The following is a 17,358-nucleotide window of genomic DNA, read 5'->3' as shown; positions in this document are numbered from 1 at the left end:
CCATGATGGTTTTCGGGGCTTAACACTCTCTAATCGCGGTAAAAGTGCACGGCAATGTTTTTATCACCTACCACCTTTTTCAGACCCTCTGGCGCAATAACCTTGCCAATGGGGGTGTAGCTGTAGGATGTCTGAAACGTTTCGTAGAAAAGTACCAGGGTCTGGTGGCCGTAGAGCATCAGATCCCCTGCATGGAGGGCGCCCGGTCTGCTCTGGCGGGCGGGTAAGCTATGAGCGAGATCGGCAAATTTCTCATTGCCGTTAAGCTCTTCCATGTTCAGCGTCAGAGGGAGTTGTTCAACAAAATCCTTGGCCGCCGCTGTATCCGACAACGAAATTTCGTATGTCTGCTGATTGATACTCATATTGATTGTCATAGGGTTTTCCTTTTCCGTCTGACCTGGGGTAATAGCATAAACGGGAAACAGGCCATTCGCGACCAGGCAAAGTAACAGAAAGCACGGTTTATTCATTCCGTCTCCTCCGAAATATGCCGCGCCTTTTCGGGCGCGGCTTTTGTCATTATTTCAGGTTAGTCTTGAAGAACGATGTCAGCTTAGCAAAAGGGATCAGGTCAGTGCGGTCATACAGATCGACATGGCCAGCCCCTGGAACCACAAACAGTTCCTTCGGCTGCCCGGCGCGTTTATACGCATCTTCACTGAATTCTTTCGAATGTGCCTGGTCGCCAGTAATAAACAGCATTGGGCGTGGTGAAATGGTTTCAATATCATTGAACGGATAGAAATTCATAAAATTGCCGATGCTGCTCAACACAGGCTTCGTAGTCAGTTCCTCTTTATCGCCCTTAGGCGTATAGCCGCCGCGCTCAGTACGGTAGAAGTCAAAGAATTCACGCTGGATTGCCGGTGTAGCATCATCCAGTTTATTAACCGTTCCAGGGATGTAAACCGTAGCGCCGCCTTTAAATTCGGCAAATCGCTGTTCGATGGCAGACTTAATAAAGGCCTGGCGTTGTGCTAACGACTGAGAATGGTTCAGTCCATTACGGAAAGCTGAACCCATATCGTACATGCTGACCGTGGCGATCGCTTTCATGCGAGGGTCTATTTTGGCGGCGCTAATAACAAAACTGCCACTGCCGCAAATACCCAACACACCGATTTTCTCTGGATCCACATACGACTGCGTGCTCAGGTAATCGACTGCCGCGCTGAAGTCGTCAGCATAGATTTCCGGCGAGATTAAGTGCCTCGGTTTACCTTCACTTTCCCCCCAAAATGACAGATCAATCGCCAGCGTCACAAACCCCTGCTCCGCCAGTTTTTGCGCGTACAGGTTTGAACTCTGCTCTTTCACTGCGCCCATCGGGTGGCCAATAACGATCGCCGGATTTTTCACATGACGGTTGATCTCTTTCGGAATAAACAGATTGCCGACGACGTTCATCTGGTACTGATTTTTGAAGGTCACTTTTTCCAGTATGACCTTATCGCTTTGGTAGAAGTTATCCGCGCCATTGGACATATCGGCAGCAGTGGCGGCGAACGAGCTGATTAACAGCCCCAGCGCCAGGGTCATATTTTTCATAAAGCTAATCCTCTAATGTGTGTTGTGTTTTTGACGTGCGGTGAGAAAGGTCAGTGCGGCCGCGATGAGAAGCAACCCGCCGCTCAGGGCAAATGTGCTTTGCCAGCCGAGATGGTCAAACGCAAAGCCACCGGCGGTGGATCCCAGTGCTATGGCAAGCTGAATGGCTGCCACCATCAGCCCGCCCCCCGCCTCAGCATCATTCGGCAGCGTTCGTGCGACCCATGCCCACCATCCGGTTGGCGCGGCTGTCGCAATCAGTCCCCAGATACCCAGCAGAGGGGCAACTACCCAAACGCTGTGCCCGGCCAGGATCAACATCCCGGCAATGCTCGCCATCAGCAGAGGAATGGCAATCAGTGTCGGGTAAAACCCGGCTTTCAAAAATGCGCCAATGACCAGTGTGCCAATAAAACCCGCCACGCCGATGATGAGCAGAATGAGGGTTAAGGTGCTGACATCGACCCGGGTCACCGTCTCAAGGAACGGGCGTAGGTAGGTAAATAGCGCGAACTGGCCCATGAAGAACAGTCCACAAGCCAACAGGCCAGTAGAAACACCGGGGTAGCTGAACAGACGGAAAATCGAGCCGCGTGACTGGCGGCCTTTATCGGCTTCCATTGAGGGCAGGCTGAACCACTGCCAGATGAAGGCCACTATCGCCACCGGCAACAGACAGAAAAAGGCCCCGCGCCAGCCGATGGTTGCCCCCAGATAGCTACCCAAAGGGGCTGCCACAACGGTAGCCAGCGCATTACCCCCGTTAAAAATGGCTAATGCACGTGGCACCAGACGCTGAGGGACCAGGCGAATGGCGGTCGCAGCGGACATCGACCAGAATCCCCCGATAGCGATACCAATCAGCGCTCGCCCCACCATATAGACCAGGTAGCTGGAGGACAGGGAGATAATCATCCCCGACATTGCCATCAGAACCGTCATCCCCAACAGAAGAACTTTACGGTTCAGATTTCCGACAACGCTGGACATTGTCAGGCTGGTCAATAGCGCCAGCCCACCGGAAATGGCAATGCCCTGCCCTGCCAAGCCCTCAGTCACGCCCAGGTCCCTGGCAATGGGTGTCAGCAAGCTGACCGGCATAAATTCCGACGCAATCAGCACAAACACACACAGGGTCATGGCAAAAACGCCGCTCCAGCATGCGCGCTCTTGGTTATGCGGTGTTTCACCGCTCAATGTGGACATAATCAACCTCTCTGACGCTTCCCAGGCCAAATTCAGACAAGCCGGGGGCGGACGCTATGCACGGGAATAGCGACTCAAAATGTGTATCAAGAATGAAGAGCGATAGTTGTTTATCGCCGGGGTTATCTCTTACTGAAATTTTCACACGACAGGTGTAGCCTGACTAGCTAATGAATACTTAATGGGCTTATAAGCTGTGATTATTAATCCTGAGGACCTCGCTAATGAAACGTAACCTGAATGACCTGCTTTATTTCGTTACCGTGGCCCGTGAAGGGAGTTTCACGCGTGCAGCGGCTCATCTGGGTGTGACGCAACCGGCCCTCAGCCAGGCGATTTCAGCCCTGGAAGAGCGTATGCAGATCCGCATGCTCACCCGAACCACCCGAAGCGTCTCGCCTACGGTTGCCGGAGAACGTCTCTTGCAGGCTATCGGCAATCGCTTCGACGAGATTGAAGCTGAGCTGGATATGCTCACGGAGCTGCGCGATAAACCCGCAGGCACCGTGCGAATCACCTGCGGCCCGGATGTCCTGCGCACCACACTGTTGCCAAAGCTGACGCCGCTGCTGCATGAATACCCGGATATCCGTATCGAGTTCGATGCTAACCACGGCTTCCGCGATATCGTCGCCGACCGTTTTGATGCCGGGGTTCGCCTGGGAGATACCATCGATAAGGATATGATTGCCCTGCCGATCGGCCCGAAATTACGCATGGCGGCCGTCGCCTCGCCGGACTATTTTTCACGTTATCCCATCCCGCAAACGCCTCATGAACTGACGCAACATCAATGCATTAATCAGCGCATGGTCCGATCTGGCGGGCTCTATGTCTGGGATTTTGATCAGGATGGGGGCGATCTGAATGTGCGGGTGAGCGGACAGCTTACGTTCAATACATCCGAACATATTGTCGATGCGGCGCTGGCAGGCTTGGGCATTGCTTTTCTTCCGGAAGAAGAGTTTGGCTCACACATCAGGGAGGGCCGCCTGCTCCGGGTCCTCGAAGCCTGGTGTCAGCCTTTTCCCGGATACTACCTCTACTATCCCAGTCGCAAGCAAGTCTCTCCCGCATTTTCATTGGTGGTTGATGCCCTGCGCATATCCCGGAAACGACAACCGGCAAATTTAATCAAATGAAACAGAGAACTGAGATAACCCTTCTGGCTCTAAAATTGTTGGCATGATGCTTTCGTCACAACGCCAGCTTATGACAGCAAACTGCCCACAGGCGGTTTTGAACGATACAGGGTCGTCATTCGCCTGTCGGTTTAAAATTCGTTATCATCCACACCCACTCTCCCTCTGGTTGGCCTGATGTCCAAGATTATCGATACCTTTATTGCCCCACCGTGCCATGACCAGATCGAGATCCTCTATCAGGACGAGAGTCTGGTGCTGATCAATAAACCCACCGGGTTACTCAGCCTGTCGGGGAAAAATCCGCAAAATCTCGATTCGGTGCATCATCGGCTGGTACAGCAATTCCCCGGCTGTACTTTGATCCACCGCCTGGATTTCGGCACTTCCGGGCTGATGGTGATTGCCCGCAATAAGGCTATCAATGCCGCCCTCTGCCAACAGTTCAGCCAGCGCACAGTGACCAAAGTGTACAGCGCACTGCTGTGTGGGCATCTGGACGACAACGAAGGAGTGATAGACGCAGCGATTGCCAAAGATCCGGCGCTGTTCCCGCTGATGTCGATTTGTGCCATCCACGGCAAGCCAGCTCGCTCCGGCTATCGGGTCATTGAACGCTTTTACCACGAGTTGGAAGACGGGAGATCACTGCCATTGACGCGGGTACAGCTAACCCCGGAAACCGGGCGTACCCATCAACTGCGCATCCACTGCCAGCAGTTGGGTCACCCTATTTTGGGCTGTGACCTGTATGGCGGTCGCCTGCTGCCGGGTACCGAACAGACCCCGCGGCTGATGCTGCATGCCAGTGAGCTGCATTTTGTTCATCCTGTCAGCCAAGAGCCGATCAAAGCCCATAATGCCAGCCCGTTCTGAATGCGTTTCTCTGGAATCTGCTCACTTCTGGTGATTATAAGAAAAATATATTCATGATTATGGTTGCCCGTGCATATTCCAGCGCGCAGACCCCATCACGTCGTAAACATGCTGGTCAGTAAATGCTGGAAATTTGGCTAATTTTGCCGCCTCAGCCAGGGCATGACAATATTCCTTATCGCCGCTCTTTATGATGAAATTCTGAAGGGTGCCATCAATTTTGAAATCCAGATGCACATTACATCTTTTACCGTCCCAGACATGCGGCTTTTTAAGCGCAGCATCCAAGGCCTTTTTAATGCCAGACGCTTGCTCACCATAGATATCTTTATCAGTGACTTTACCAGAGCGCTCATAAGTACATAAATCGAGCGCACCCGTTTTCTGGCAATCTTTGGGGGTGAGAGGGGAACAGCCGACCACTGTGGTTGATAGTAGTATCAGAATCGCTATTTTTGTCATGGTTAAGTCCGTTTATGATGATTGCCCAGAAGCTACGACTCCTGTCAGTTATTCAGATTATCATGCCACGTGTGTTAGATAGGCCGTTAATCTGGCTTACGCCCCCGCAAGCCCCAGGCTCTGGTGTATACTCGGGGTTCTACGCCATGCAAGCCAAAGCGGCTTTGGATCAGGCCCGTTTCAGCAGGAACCTGACGCCTACATTGCCCTCCAGCCAGCTCCACATTCGTCTATTCAAGTGGAACCTCCATGAGCCAAAACACCGCTCGTATCAGTGAGATCATCGACAACGCGAAGATCTCGCCTTACCAGATCCTGATCCTCAGCCTGTGCTTTCTGATCGTCCTGCTGGACGGTTTTGATACCGCCGTCATTGGTTACATTGCTCCTGCCCTGCGTGAAGAGTGGAGCCTGCTGCCTGCACAGTTATCTCCTGCCTTCGGCGCGGGGTTGCTGGGCCTGTTAATCGGCAGTCTGATCTTCGGTCCGGTCGCCGATGCCATTGGCCGTAAACGCGTGCTGCTGGTCTCGATACTGATCTTTGGCGGGGGTACTCTGGCCTCGGCCTATACCCATTCCATCGAGTCGCTGACCCTGCTGCGTTTAATCACCGGTATTGGTTTGGGTGGCGCAATGCCCACCTGTATCACCCTCAGTTCGGAGTACTCCCCGGCACGTCGGCGGATGATCATGGTCACTCTGAGTTGGAGCGGTTTCACCGCAGGTCTGGCTCTGGGCGGTCTGCTTGCCGGGCAGATTATTCCCGAATTCGGCTGGCGTGGCGTACTGATGCTCGGCGGCATTGTACCGTTGCTGTTGCTACCGTTGCTGGCCTGGCAGATGCCCGAGTCCGTGCGCTTTATGACTTCCAGCCCAAAACATGCCGATAGGTTACGTCTGGTGGTTGAACGCATTACCGGTAAAAGCTGGGCCGGCGTGGCAATTATCGATGACGAGCCCCCAACGCAGGTCAGATCGCCGATATCACACCTGTTCATCGAAGGCCGCGCGGTGCGTACCCTGTTGCTGTGGCTGGCCTTCTTCTGCTCGCTGTTCGTGTTTTACCAGCTCACCAGTTGGCTGCCGAGCATTCTCAAGGATGCCGGTTACGATATCGTCCACGCATCACGCATTGGGGCGATGGTGCCACTGGGCGGTACCCTCGGAGCCATCCTGATGGCGCTGCTGATGGACCGCGTTGGACCATACCGGGTGCTGGCCCTGTCCTACCTGGGTGCCGCGCTGGTTATCGGTGCCACCGGCTATTTGATGGGTGATGTCTATACGCTGGCCGCCACCGTGTTCCTCATCGGTTTCGGCGTAGCCGGCGCGCAGAACGGTTTGAATCTGGTTTCCGCCACTATCTACCCCACTGCGGCTCGCGTCACCGGGGTAAGCTGGGCAATGGCCAGCGGCCGCTTCGGCTCCATCGTCGGCTCGATGCTCGGTGCCTGGATGATTGCCGCTGCCGGTTCCTCTGAAGTGTTCTTTATCTGGCTGGCGCTGCCGGTGTTGGTGGGCTCTGCCGCCATCTTCCTGCTCTACAGACTCAGTTTACACCGCCTGGCACCTGCGGCTGATTCTGCATTACCCAACTGACCCAATAAAAAAGGGGCCAAGGCCCCTTTTCGTTATTCCGCTTTCGCGGTGGTCGCATCGTTGCGATACAGATGAACGTCCATCTGCGGGAACGGAATACCGATGTTGTTGGCATCCAGCGCGCGCTTGAAGTTCTCCATCAGATCGAAGTACACGTTCCAGTACTCGGCATTGGTGGTCCAGGAGCGGGTCACGAAGTTCAGTGAAGAAGGTGCCATCTCGTTCAGACGCACGGTCACGCCTTTGGCGTGCATGATGCGCTTGTCGGCGGCGATCACATCACCCAGCACTTTTTTCACCACATCGATGTCGGCGTTATAAGCCACGCCAACCACGATATCCACACGACGGTTCGGCTCGCGGGAAAAGTTGATGATGTTACCGGCGATGATTTTACCGTTCGGCACCACGATGGTTTTGTTGTCTGCGGTACGCAGCGTGGTGGAGAAAATCTGCACCTGATCCACGGTACCGGCTACGCCGCCCAGATCAACATACTCACCGGCACGCAGTGGACGGAAGGCCACCAGCAACACGCCTGCGGCGAAGTTGGACAGCGAGCCCTGCAACGCCAAACCGACGGCCAAACCAGCGGCACCCAGCACGGCGATCACTGAGGTGGTCTGTACGCCAACGCGCCCCAGTACAGCGATAAAGGTGAAGGCCAGAATGCCGTAACGCGCCATGGCCGACAGGAAATCCGCTACCGTGGCATCGATGCCGCGCATCTTCATCACGCGGTTTACCGCATTGCTGACTACCCGGGCAATGATCGAACCAATGATGAAAATAACGATCGCTGCGACGATGTTCACCGCATACTGAATCAATAAATCCTGGTTCTGCACCAGCCAGTTACCGGCACCGTTGATGCCGTCTACTACGTTCAGATCTTTCATTCGTGTCGTCCTAACTTTTCCCTAAGGGGATAAACTCGCAAAAAAACTGACATAGGGCGTCAGTCGGAAACCACCGCCCTAGGTTAACTAACATTTCCGCAGCATGCCAACCGTAAGCGGTAAAAATAGCCGAACTTCCTCTATGCTGAACACAGCGCTCTCACCTTTATCAGGATAAGGAACTTCGCTCGTTATGCACATTCCCTCGTCAATTAAACACTATTGGCAGGTTCGCCCCAGGCTGCTGCTTTCCGTCGCCGCGGGCATCCTGTGTTACTTGCTGCTGCCGGACAGGCTCAATCAATTGCAACGATTGATGCTCGGCTGGAACATGTTGGCCTGGATTTACCTGCTGTCGCTCTGGCGGCTGATGTTGGTCAGTACGCCGAAGCACATCCGCCAACTCGCCCGCAGGCAGGATGAAAGTGCCAGCATGGTGCTGGCGCTGGTCAGCATCGGCTGTCTGGTGAGTATTCTGTCGATTCTGTTCGAGCTGAGCACCGCCAAGCAGGTCAGCGACTCGCTGAAAACGCTGCATCTGGTGCTGACCGGTGCCACGCTGGTGGTGTCCTGGCTGCTGCTGCCCACCGCATTCACCATGCACTATGCCCATCAGTTTTACCGTCAGGGCGCACAGCAAGATCCGCTGCCGCTGCTGTTTCCCGGCGATCTCAAAGAACCGACCTATTGGGACTTCGCCTATTTCTCATTCACCATTGCCGTGGCGTCGCAAACCGCCGACGTGGCGGTTGGCGCGGCCGAAGTGCGCAAAATCGCCCTGCTGCAATCGGTGATTTCCTTTGTCTTCAACCTGGTGATCCTGGGGCTGTCGATTAACGTCGGCGCCAGCCTGTTGAGCTAGAAACGAAAAAGGCTCCCCGAGGGGAGCCTTTATATCAGCAACTAACCGAGATTACAGAACGTCTACTGCGTTCAGATCTTTGAAAGCCTGTTCCAGACGAGTAATCATCGAAGTCTGGGCTGAACGCAACCATACGCGTGGGTCATAGTATTTCTTGTTCGGCTTGTCAGCACCTTCTGGGTTACCCAGTTGGCCTTGCAGATAGCCTTCGTTCTTTTTGTAGTACTGCAGGATGCCGTCCCAGGTTGCCCATTGGGTATCGGTATCGATGTTCATTTTGATCACGCCGTAACCTACGGACTCTTTGATCTCTGCATCGCTAGAACCAGAACCGCCGTGGAACACGAAGTTCAGGCTGTTGTGCGGCAGGTTATATTTCTTGGAAACATAGTCCTGAGAATCACGCAGAATGGTCGGGGTCAGTTTCACGTTGCCTGGCTTATAAACGCCGTGCACGTTACCGAAGGACGCCGCGATAGTGAAACGTGGGCTGATCGCATTCAGTTTTTCGTAAGCGTAAGCCACGTCTTCTGGCTGAGTGTACAGGGAGGATGCGTCCATATGGCTGTTGTCCACGCCATCTTCTTCACCACCGGTGCAACCCAGTTCGATTTCCAGGGTCATACCGATTTTCGCCATGCGAGTCAGGTATTTGCTGCAAATCTCGATGTTTTCTTCCAGAGACTCTTCAGACAGGTCGATCATGTGGGAAGAGAACAGTGGTTTGCCGGTAGTCGCGAAATACTTCTCGCCGGCGTCCAACAGGCCGTCAAGCCATGGCAGCAGTTTCTTCGCGCAGTGGTCGGTGTGCAGAATAACCGGCACGCCGTAATGCTCAGCCATCTGGTGAACATGGTGTGCACCGGAGATAGCGCCCAGAATTGCTGCACCCTGTGGAACGTCAGTCTTCACGCCTTTGCCGGCGATAAACGCGGCACCGCCGTTGGAGAACTGAACGATAACCGGAGCGCGTACCTTCGCGGCTGTTTCCAGCACGGCGTTGATAGAGTCGGTACCTACACAGTTCACTGCTGGCAGAGCAAAGTTGTTCTCTTTAGCTACTGCGAATACTTTCTGAACGTCATCACCAGTGATGACACCCGGTTTTACGAAATCAAAAATTTTAGACATGTTACTTTGTCCTGTTTCGTCGGCCGTAGATGGATGTAAATCGATTTTTTCATGCCGCGCCGCCTATGCCGCGCGGTATAAAATAAACGGGCGACTTTCGCCTCCCGCTGTCTGAATTACTGCTTGGCGCGCTCTTCCAGCATGACTACTGCCGGTAACGCTTTACCTTCCACAAATTCAAGGAAAGCACCGCCGCCGGTAGAGATATAAGAGATTTTATCTTCAATACCGAACAGATCGATAGCCGCTAGCGTATCACCACCACCAGCGATAGAGAATGCATCGCTGTCTGCGATAGCACGTGCGACAATTTCGGTGCCCCGGCGGAAGTTAGGGAACTCGAATACGCCAACCGGGCCATTCCACAGAATGGTTTTGGCTTCTTTCAGCAACTTGGCCATAGCCAGCGCAGTTTCGTCACCGAAGTCCATGATCTCTTCATCATCTTTCACTTCACTGACTTTTTTCAAGGTAGCAGGGGCAGTTTCAGAGAACTCCGTGCCTACGCGAGAATCGGTAGGAACCGGAATTTTAAACTCGTCACGCAGTTTTCTCGCTGCATCGACGAAGTCAGGTTCGTACAGGGATTTACCAACGTTGTTATCGATAGCCACGAAGGTGTTGGCGATACCGCCGCCCACGATCACCGTATCGGCGATTTTCACCAGCGAGTTCAGCACATCGAATTTGGTAGAAACCTTAGAACCACCCACCACGGCAACCATCGGACGAGCCGGGCTTTTCAGCGCTTTGCCCAGGGCTTCCAATTCTGCTGACAACAGCGGGCCCGCACAGGCGACAGGAGCAAACTTGCCCACGCCGTGAGTGGAAGCCTGCGCACGGTGTGCAGTACCGAAGGCGTCCATCACGTACACGTCGCACAGCGCTGCATATTTCTTGGACAGGGTTTCGTCGTCTTTTTTCTCGCCCTTGTTGAAACGGACGTTTTCCAGCACGACCAATTCACCTTCTGCAACGTCAACACCTTCCAGGTAGTCTTTAGCCAGACGAACCGGGTTTTTCAGGTGGTCTTTCAGATAGTTGACAACAGGCAGCAGGGAGAATTCTTCGTTGTATTCGCCTTCGGTAGGACGACCCAGGTGGGACGTTACCATCACGCGGGCGCCTTGTTTCAGCGCAGCTTCAATAGTCGGCAGGGAGGCACGGATACGTGCATCGGAAGTCACTTTACCGTCTTTCACTGGAACGTTCAGATCGGAGCGGATCAGAACGCGTTTACCGGCCAGATCCAGATCGGACATGTTAATTACAGACATGGTGAACCCTCTTGGTTGATTCTCTATAAACTATAAAGTTGCCTGGGCGGCGCATCGGTCATGCCAATGCCGCCGTACTAGAAACCGCTAGCGGCCATTGCCCGTGTTGTATCCAACATCCGGTTGGCAAAGCCCCATTCATTATCACACCAGACCAAGGTCTTGATCAGGTGCTGACCGCTGACCCGGGTCTGCGTACCGTCGACGATAGCGCTGTGCGGGTCATGGTTAAAATCGATCGAGACTAATGGTAGTTCCGTATAGTCAACTATACCACGAAATGATCCCCGTGCGGCCATTTGCAACAGCTGGTTGACCTCTGCCACCTTCACCGCCGAGCTAACGCTGACGCTGAGATCGATGGCCGTCACGTTGATGGTTGGCACGCGTACCGAAATCGCTTCGAAACGATCGCAAAACTGCGGAAAAATGCGGGTAATGCCCGCGGCCAGCTTGGTGTCGACCGGAATAATCGACTGGCTCGCCGCGCGGGTACGCCGCAAATCCTGATGATAGGCGTCTATCACCGGCTGATCGTTCATCGAAGAGTGAATGGTGGTCAGGGTGCCCGATTCGATGCTGTAGGCATCGTCCAGCAGCTTGATCACCGGAATAATGCAGTTGGTGGTGCATGACGCATTGGAAACAATACGGTGTTCTGCCAACAGCGTCTGATGGTTGACCCCAAACACAATGGTAGCATCCAGATCGTTACCACCAGGGTGGGCGAACAACACTTTTTTCGCCCCCGCCGCCAGATGGGCTTCACCATCCGCCCGGCTGCCGTACACACCGCTGCAATCCAGCACCACATCGATGCCCAACTCGCCCCAGGGAAGCTGTTCCACCGCTGGCTGATGCAGCAAACGAATGGTGTCGTCCCCGACGGTTAGCATGTCGCATTCCTGGCGGACATCCCAGGCAAAGCGGCCATGGCTGGAGTCGTATTTCAGCAGGTGGGCCATCCCCTCGGCGTTCGCCAATTCGTTGATCGCCACCACGGAAATTTCCGCTCTTCGTCCCGATTCATACAGTGCGCGTAAAACGCTGCGGCCTATGCGGCCAAAGCCGTTTATCGCTATGCGGATTGTCATGCTGCTCCTGAAAAAGGGCCTTCTCTCACCGGGCATATTCACCGTGTTCAAGAGGGCGCTGACTGGTTATCAAGCGAACCCGCATAGAGTACTTTAGCGCACCACCTGCTGTGAATCGGCACATCACATTATTCCTTCGGCCCGGCACTGTTTCACCGGTCTCATTCCGCCGTTTCTGTTGAACACCGTCACAACTGAAACGCTTCAGCCGAGCATAAACCAAAGTTTTAGCAAAAGGAACAGGTGCGGCAGCCTGCCCGACAACGGAACGACACTTTGCGAGAATAAGATGATCTGGCGCACACTTTTTCATATCCAATCCTTGGTCGTGCGCCAGATATTTTGACAATAACCAAGCTAGCAGCCTTAAGCTTTAGGGAAAATCCACAGGTGCTCGGCCGGCAGGGAAAGCCGACACAGGGTTTGACCACGCACTTCGGTGCCATAAGCGCGTACCACAAAATCCTCGGCGACGGTGCGGAACAGGTATTCCCAACGGTCGCCGAGATACATGCTGGTCAGCAGCGGCAGCTCAAGCTGATTGCCCTGCGGGTCATCCCCCAGGCGCACGCGCTCTACACGGATCACCGCAGTGGCTTCTTCGCCGACTTTTACCCCTGCGCCCGCCATGCCCCACAGCGTCCAGTCTTTGCCTTCTATGCGCGCTTTGCCCTCACTCACCTCGCTGATCTTGCCGTGCAGACGGTTATTGCTGCCCATAAACTCGGCGGTAAACAGGGTCGACGGCGAACCGTACATTTCCTGCGGCGTGCCCTGCTGCTCGATTTTTCCGTTGTTGAGCAACAGGATACGATCGGAGATTGCCATCGCCTCGTTCTGGTCGTGAGTGACCATCAGTGCCGAAAGCCCCAGCTTGATAATCAGCTCACGCAAGAACACCCGCGCCTCTTCACGCAGCTTGGCGTCGAGGTTCGACAAGGGCTCATCCAGCAGGATCACCGGCGGGTTGTACACCAGCGCCCGGCCAATCGCCACACGCTGCTGCTGACCACCGGACAACTGGTGCGGGTGACGCTTGCCCAAATGCCCCAGCCCAAGCTGGTCCAGCACTCCCTGTACCCGCTGGTTGATTTCCGCCGAGGCGACCTTGCGTAATTTCAGCGGATAGGCGACGTTTTCAAACACGGTTTTATGCGGCCACAGCGCGTAGGACTGAAACACCAGCCCCAGATTGCGCTCTTCCGCCGGGATTTCGCTGCGCGCGCTGCCGTCGTAAACGGTATTACTGCCGATGATAATGCGACCCTGGGTCGGTTTTTCCAGCCCGGCGACCGCACGCAGCAGCGTGGTTTTACCGCTGCCCGACGGCCCCAACAACGAAACTACCTCGCCGCGCTTCAAGTCCATCGAGACCCCCTTCAGCACCGGGTTGTCGCCGTAGGTCAAATGCAGGTTTTCTACCGAAAGTTCAATCATGTAATTTCACTCCAAATCGCAGGGCGATACCCAGACCCAACACCACCAGCAGGATGTTAATAAACGAGAGCGCGGCAACGATATCAATGGCGCCCGCCGCCCATAGGGAAACCAGCATCGAACCTATGGTTTCGGTACCCGGAGACAACAGATACACCCCGGTGGAATACTCACGTTCGAAAATCAGGAACATCAGCAGCCACGAGCCAATCAGGCCGTAACGCGATAGCGGAATGGTGACGTGACGGGTGATCTGTCCCCGGGTCGCACCAGCGCTGCGTGCCGCCTCCTCCAGCTCCGGGCCCACCTGCAGCAGCGTCGAAGAGATCAGCCGCAGGCCATAAGCCATCCACACCACGGTGTACGCCAGCCAGACGCTGAAGATGGTGCTGCGCAAAGACCGCAACCAGACGATCAGGTGCTCCCGCAGCCACTCGGCCACCGGCAACGCCGACAGCCAGCCCTCTTTCAATGATTTATCCAGCCACATCGGCAGGAACAGGAACACCCACAGGAACGCCAGCCCCGCCAGCAGACCGGGCACCGCACGCGGCACCAGTACGCTGTAATCGAGGAAACGGGTGGCACCGTCGGGTTTGCGGTGCATGGCAATGCCGATAAACAGGTAGCAAACCACCGCCAGCGCGCCACCGAACACCCCAATCGCCATCGAGTTGACGATCGCCCGCAGCAGGTTCGGCTGCTGCCAAATGGTGCGGAAGGTATTGAGCGACAGCTCGTCCCAGATTGAAACGCCCACGCCCCAGTTGGAGATAAAGGCGCGCAGCACCACTCCCACCAGCGGTACGCCGATGGTCACCGTCAGCCAGAACACCACTACCGCACCGGCAACCCAACGCCATTTACCCAGCGGCAGCGCCCGCGCCTGCGACGCCTTGCCCTTGACGGTGACGAAGCGGTTCGCGGTTCGCATCAGACGGCGCTGTAACATCACCAGCGGTATGGTGATACAAATCAGCACCACCGCCACCGCCGCCATCAGATGGTAAGACGGCGTGCCTAGCTTATTGGTCAATTGATACAGGTAGGTCGCCAGCACCAGGTTGCCTTCCGGATCGCCCAGCACCAGCATCAGGCCAAACACTTCCAGCCCGAGGAAAAACAGCAGCACCCCGGCATACAAAATCGACGGTCGCACCATCGGTAAACTGACCGCGGTCATCACCTGCAAAGGCGAGGCCCCCGCCGTTCGTGCAGCCTCCTCCACGTCAGAGCCGACGCTGCGCAAGGCCGAGGAAATATAAAGATAGGCGTGCGGTACGTGCGTCAGCCCGGCGATCACCACAATGCTGGCCATCGAGTAGATATTCCACGGCACAAAGCCGAACAGCGCTTCCGCCCACAGCGAGAAGAAGCCGACCGGCCCGGCAGCCACCACGTAGCCAAAGCCCAGAACCATCGGCGAGACAAAGATCGGCACCAGGATCAGCGGCTCAATAAAACGGCGGCCGGGCAAATCGGTTCTGACCATCAAAAAGGCCAGAATGCCTCCCAGCGGAATGGCAATCACCACCAGGCCGAAAGCCAGGATAAACCCGCTTTTCAGTGCTTTGTAAAAGTCCGGATCGGTGAAAATAAACTGGAACGCCTCCAGGCTGAAGACCTTGGAGGGGGAGAAAAAGGGAGCGGAGAGGAAACTTTGAATCACGATAAACGACAACGGCACATAGATAACCAGTGCGGTTATCAGCACCACCAAGCCGCGCGGCAGACTCTGCCACTTTCTGCGCCATGCTTCCATAATATATCCCGATGGTTGTAAACGACGACGACCAAAGGGCGCGCGCCACAATGGCAGACGCGCGTCCGTATCCTGTTATACCCAAAATAATTGGCGCTGCATCAAGGCGGCAAGAGCGCTTATCCCGATGAGCTTACTTCAGTAAGTGATTCGGGTAAGTGAGTGCAGCCAACACAGAGGCAGCGCCAAGTATGACGGGTATATTATTTTGCTGCGGCGGTACGCCACTGCTTGATGTAATCCAGGCGTTTGGCCGGTTGCAGATACTCCAGCAGGCTTTCATCTACCGGGATCGGCTTCAGCGCTTTGCCAAGCATTTTGGTCATACCGTCAATGTCGTTTTTGCCTTCAATGTCATTGCGAATCGAAGGAATATCGGCCTGGTTGGCAAGAATGCTCTGGCCCTTTTCCGACAGCACATAGTTAAGCCACAGTTTTGCCGCATTGGCGTTGGCCGCTTCTTTGCTGATAAAGGACACGCGCGACAGCACCAGGGTGTAATCCTTCGGATAAGAGATACCCAGTGAAGGATCTGTTTTGGCGCGGGCCTCGGCATAGGAACCCAGGATATTGAAACCAATCAGGTTCTCACCGGATGACACCCTTTCCATCATGGTACCGGTAGAGGACTGCACCGCCAGCCCCCCTTTGGCGACCTCAGCCAGCGTGGCGAAATAATTTGGATCGGCCTTGAAGTCCTGCACCGAAAGCATGAAACCCAGCCCTGACTTTTCAATGTCATAGGTGGTGACTTTCTTTTTGAATTTGTCGGTCTGGCTGGCGATCAGCTTGGCCAACGCGGCATGAGAATCAGGCACTTCGCCCTGCGGGATCAGCCGTTTGTTATAGATGAAAACTACCGGCTCGTAGGTGGTGCCGTAGGCTTTCTCTTTCCATACCGCCCACTTGGGCAGTTGACCCTGTTCCGGCGAAGCGTATTCCTGCGCATAGTCGGTCGCCAGCTTCAGCGCGGTATCCATCGACGAACTCCATACCACGTCGCCGCTGGTGCCACCCGCCGCCTGTTCGCTGATATACCGGTTGTACAGCTCGGTGCTGTTCATGTCGTTGTATTCGACCTTCACGCCCGGATACTCCGCTTCGAACCCCTGGATCAGCGGGCCGGCAGCCTTGGTATCGGTAGTGGAGTACACCACTACCTTGCCCTCTTTCTTCGCGCCGTCCACAATTTTCTGATAGTCGGCTGGATAGCCTGCCGGAAATTCAGCGTAAGCAGGCACTGCACCCAGTACCGCCATCGCCACCACCGACGCGCCGATTCTTGTCAACATGATCAACTCCTGGTTACATTTAAGAAACTAAAAATTAACATATAGTTAATAAGTGTTCCTAAGCAACGCCGTTGATTTTTTATCTTCGGGTTTTGTGAGGTTGACCGATTTTTAGGCAATAAAAAGCCCGGCAATTTGCCGGGCTCGGGTAAAGCGATGCAATACAGCTTATTTCAGCAGTGCCTGCGCCTTGGCCACCACGTTTTCCACGGTGAAACCAAACTCTTTGAACAACTGCTCCGCCGGGGCAGACTCGCCGAAGCTGGTCATGCCCACGATGGCGCCGTTCAGGCCCACATACTTGTACCAGTAGTCCGCGATACCCGCTTCCACGGCCACACGGGCGCTCACCGCCGCCGGCAGCACGGATTCACGGTAGGCCGCATCCTGCTTGTCGAACGCGTCGGTAGACGGCATGGAAACCACGCGCACCTTACGGCCCGCCGCGGTCAGCTGGTCTGCCGCTTCCACGGTGATGCCCACTTCCGAACCGGTGGCAATCAGGATCACGTCCGGCGTACCGGCACAATCCTTCAGCACGTAGCCGCCACGGTAGGCGTTAGCCAGTTGCTCTGCGGTACGTGGTTGCTGAGTCAGGTTCTGACGCGAGAAAATCAGCGTGGTCGGGCCGTCGTTGCGCTCGATACCGTACTGCCAGGCAATCGCCGACTCCACCTGGTCACACGGACGCCAGGTGCTCATGTTCGGGGTCACGCGCAGGCTGGCAATCTGCTCAACCGGCTGGTGCGTCGGGCCGTCTTCGCCCAG

Annotated in this window: 16 protein-coding genes; 4 read left to right on the top strand and 12 right to left on the bottom strand. The window is 55.1% G+C overall.

Annotated features, from left to right (window positions below; genetic code table 11):
• Positions 1-29: 29 nt before the first annotated feature.
• From OC597_RS21465 to OC597_RS21455, 3 genes are read right to left on the bottom strand one after another with little or no spacing between them, the layout of a single operon-like run.
• Complete coding sequence (locus tag OC597_RS21465) at positions 30-473, bottom strand: cyclophilin-like fold protein (RefSeq protein ID WP_261425301.1); 444 nt, start codon at positions 471-473, stop codon at positions 30-32.
• Positions 474-522: 49 nt separating this feature from the next.
• Complete coding sequence (locus OC597_RS21460) at positions 523-1,551, bottom strand: alpha/beta hydrolase (protein ID WP_261425302.1); 1,029 nt, start codon at positions 1,549-1,551, stop codon at positions 523-525.
• Positions 1,552-1,563: 12 nt separating this feature from the next.
• Positions 1,564-2,757, bottom strand: a complete 1,194-nt coding sequence (locus OC597_RS21455) for an MFS transporter (protein WP_262210419.1) — start codon at positions 2,755-2,757, stop codon at positions 1,564-1,566.
• 224 nt (positions 2,758-2,981) lie between these two features.
• Here OC597_RS21455 and OC597_RS21450 point away from each other — a divergent pair, with 224 nt between their 5' ends.
• Together OC597_RS21450 and OC597_RS21445 are read left to right on the top strand one after the other, a co-directional pair.
• Positions 2,982-3,899: a LysR family transcriptional regulator gene (locus tag OC597_RS21450; RefSeq protein ID WP_261425304.1), complete on the top strand. Its 918-nt coding sequence runs from the start codon at positions 2,982-2,984 to the stop codon at positions 3,897-3,899.
• Between the two features lie 177 nt (positions 3,900-4,076).
• Positions 4,077-4,775, top strand: a complete 699-nt coding sequence (locus OC597_RS21445; RefSeq protein WP_261425305.1) for an RluA family pseudouridine synthase — start codon at positions 4,077-4,079, stop codon at positions 4,773-4,775.
• A 57-nt stretch (positions 4,776-4,832) separates the two neighbouring features.
• Here OC597_RS21445 and OC597_RS21440 read toward each other — a convergent pair whose 3' ends face one another.
• On the bottom strand, positions 4,833-5,237 hold the full coding sequence (locus OC597_RS21440) for a cell envelope integrity TolA C-terminal domain-containing protein (RefSeq protein ID WP_261285236.1): 405 nt from the start codon (positions 5,235-5,237) through the stop codon (positions 4,833-4,835).
• 249 nt (positions 5,238-5,486) lie between these two features.
• Between OC597_RS21440 and OC597_RS21435 the strand changes: the two genes are divergently transcribed.
• A complete protein-coding gene (locus OC597_RS21435) occupies positions 5,487-6,836 on the top strand; it encodes an MFS transporter (protein WP_262210416.1) in 1,350 nt (449 codons plus the stop codon).
• A gap of 32 nt (positions 6,837-6,868) precedes the next feature.
• On the opposite strand, the gene mscS is transcribed toward OC597_RS21435, so the two are convergent.
• Positions 6,869-7,735 carry a small-conductance mechanosensitive channel MscS gene (gene mscS / locus OC597_RS21430; protein WP_261285238.1) on the bottom strand — a complete coding sequence of 289 codons (867 nt, stop codon included), beginning with the start codon at positions 7,733-7,735 and terminating at the stop codon, positions 6,869-6,871.
• Between the two features lie 193 nt (positions 7,736-7,928).
• Here mscS and OC597_RS21425 point away from each other — a divergent pair, with 193 nt between their 5' ends.
• Positions 7,929-8,597 (top strand): DUF1345 domain-containing protein, encoded by a 669-nt coding sequence (locus OC597_RS21425; RefSeq protein ID WP_261258730.1) that lies wholly within the window; start codon positions 7,929-7,931, stop codon positions 8,595-8,597.
• Between the two features lie 51 nt (positions 8,598-8,648).
• Here the strand turns inward: OC597_RS21425 and fbaA are convergent, their stop codons facing one another.
• From fbaA to OC597_RS21390, 7 genes are all read right to left on the bottom strand, one after another.
• Positions 8,649-9,728 (bottom strand): class II fructose-bisphosphate aldolase, encoded by a 1,080-nt coding sequence (gene fbaA / locus OC597_RS21420; protein WP_099065300.1) that lies wholly within the window; start codon positions 9,726-9,728, stop codon positions 8,649-8,651.
• A gap of 116 nt (positions 9,729-9,844) precedes the next feature.
• Entirely contained in the window at positions 9,845-11,005 is a 1,161-nt protein-coding gene (pgk, locus tag OC597_RS21415; protein WP_261258731.1) for a phosphoglycerate kinase, read from the bottom strand.
• Between the two features lie 77 nt (positions 11,006-11,082).
• Complete coding sequence (epd, locus tag OC597_RS21410) at positions 11,083-12,099, bottom strand: erythrose-4-phosphate dehydrogenase (RefSeq protein ID WP_085118986.1); 1,017 nt, start codon at positions 12,097-12,099, stop codon at positions 11,083-11,085.
• A 366-nt stretch (positions 12,100-12,465) separates the two neighbouring features.
• Positions 12,466-13,536, bottom strand: coding sequence for an ABC transporter ATP-binding protein (locus OC597_RS21405; protein WP_261258733.1), 1,071 nt, complete (start codon positions 13,534-13,536; stop codon positions 12,466-12,468).
• Complete coding sequence (locus OC597_RS21400; protein ID WP_085118997.1) at positions 13,529-15,298, bottom strand: ABC transporter permease; 1,770 nt, start codon at positions 15,296-15,298, stop codon at positions 13,529-13,531. The genes OC597_RS21405 and OC597_RS21400 overlap by 8 nt, the downstream gene beginning before the upstream one ends.
• Before the next feature lie 203 nt (positions 15,299-15,501).
• Positions 15,502-16,590, bottom strand: coding sequence for an ABC transporter substrate-binding protein (locus OC597_RS21395; protein WP_261258735.1), 1,089 nt, complete (start codon positions 16,588-16,590; stop codon positions 15,502-15,504).
• 168 nt (positions 16,591-16,758) lie between these two features.
• A partial coding sequence (locus OC597_RS21390) for a transketolase-like TK C-terminal-containing protein (RefSeq protein WP_315904207.1) occupies positions 16,759-17,358 on the bottom strand: 600 nt, incomplete at its 5' end.

The organism is Serratia proteamaculans, assembly GCF_946227095.1.
In the GTDB taxonomy this organism is placed as follows: Bacteria; Pseudomonadota; Gammaproteobacteria; order Enterobacterales; family Enterobacteriaceae; genus Serratia; species Serratia proteamaculans_E.
Note: the sequence above shows the minus strand (reverse complement) of the source record. Positions and strands in the feature narration are given on the sequence as shown.

Bases quoted from the DNA above. Each gene is read 5' to 3' on its own strand.
- OC597_RS21465 (WP_261425301.1), bottom strand. From the start codon at position 473: ATGAATAAACCGTGCTTTCTGTTACTTTGCCTGGTCGCGAATGGCCTG.
- OC597_RS21460 (WP_261425302.1), bottom strand. From the start codon at position 1,551: ATGAAAAATATGACCCTGGCGCTGGGGCTGTTAATCAGCTCGTTCGCC.
- OC597_RS21455 (WP_262210419.1), bottom strand. From the start codon at position 2,757: ATGTCCACATTGAGCGGTGAAACACCGCATAACCAAGAGCGCGCATGC.
- OC597_RS21450 (WP_261425304.1), top strand. From the start codon at position 2,982: ATGAAACGTAACCTGAATGACCTGCTTTATTTCGTTACCGTGGCCCGT.
- OC597_RS21445 (WP_261425305.1), top strand. From the start codon at position 4,077: ATGTCCAAGATTATCGATACCTTTATTGCCCCACCGTGCCATGACCAG.
- OC597_RS21440 (WP_261285236.1), bottom strand. From the start codon at position 5,237: ATGACAAAAATAGCGATTCTGATACTACTATCAACCACAGTGGTCGGC.
- OC597_RS21435 (WP_262210416.1), top strand. From the start codon at position 5,487: ATGAGCCAAAACACCGCTCGTATCAGTGAGATCATCGACAACGCGAAG.
- mscS (WP_261285238.1), bottom strand. From the start codon at position 7,735: ATGAAAGATCTGAACGTAGTAGACGGCATCAACGGTGCCGGTAACTGG.
- OC597_RS21425 (WP_261258730.1), top strand. From the start codon at position 7,929: ATGCACATTCCCTCGTCAATTAAACACTATTGGCAGGTTCGCCCCAGG.
- fbaA (WP_099065300.1), bottom strand. From the start codon at position 9,728: ATGTCTAAAATTTTTGATTTCGTAAAACCGGGTGTCATCACTGGTGAT.
- pgk (WP_261258731.1), bottom strand. From the start codon at position 11,005: ATGTCTGTAATTAACATGTCCGATCTGGATCTGGCCGGTAAACGCGTT.
- epd (WP_085118986.1), bottom strand. From the start codon at position 12,099: ATGACAATCCGCATAGCGATAAACGGCTTTGGCCGCATAGGCCGCAGC.
- OC597_RS21405 (WP_261258733.1), bottom strand. From the start codon at position 13,536: ATGATTGAACTTTCGGTAGAAAACCTGCATTTGACCTACGGCGACAAC.
- OC597_RS21400 (WP_085118997.1), bottom strand. From the start codon at position 15,298: ATGGAAGCATGGCGCAGAAAGTGGCAGAGTCTGCCGCGCGGCTTGGTG.
- OC597_RS21395 (WP_261258735.1), bottom strand. From the start codon at position 16,590: ATGTTGACAAGAATCGGCGCGTCGGTGGTGGCGATGGCGGTACTGGGT.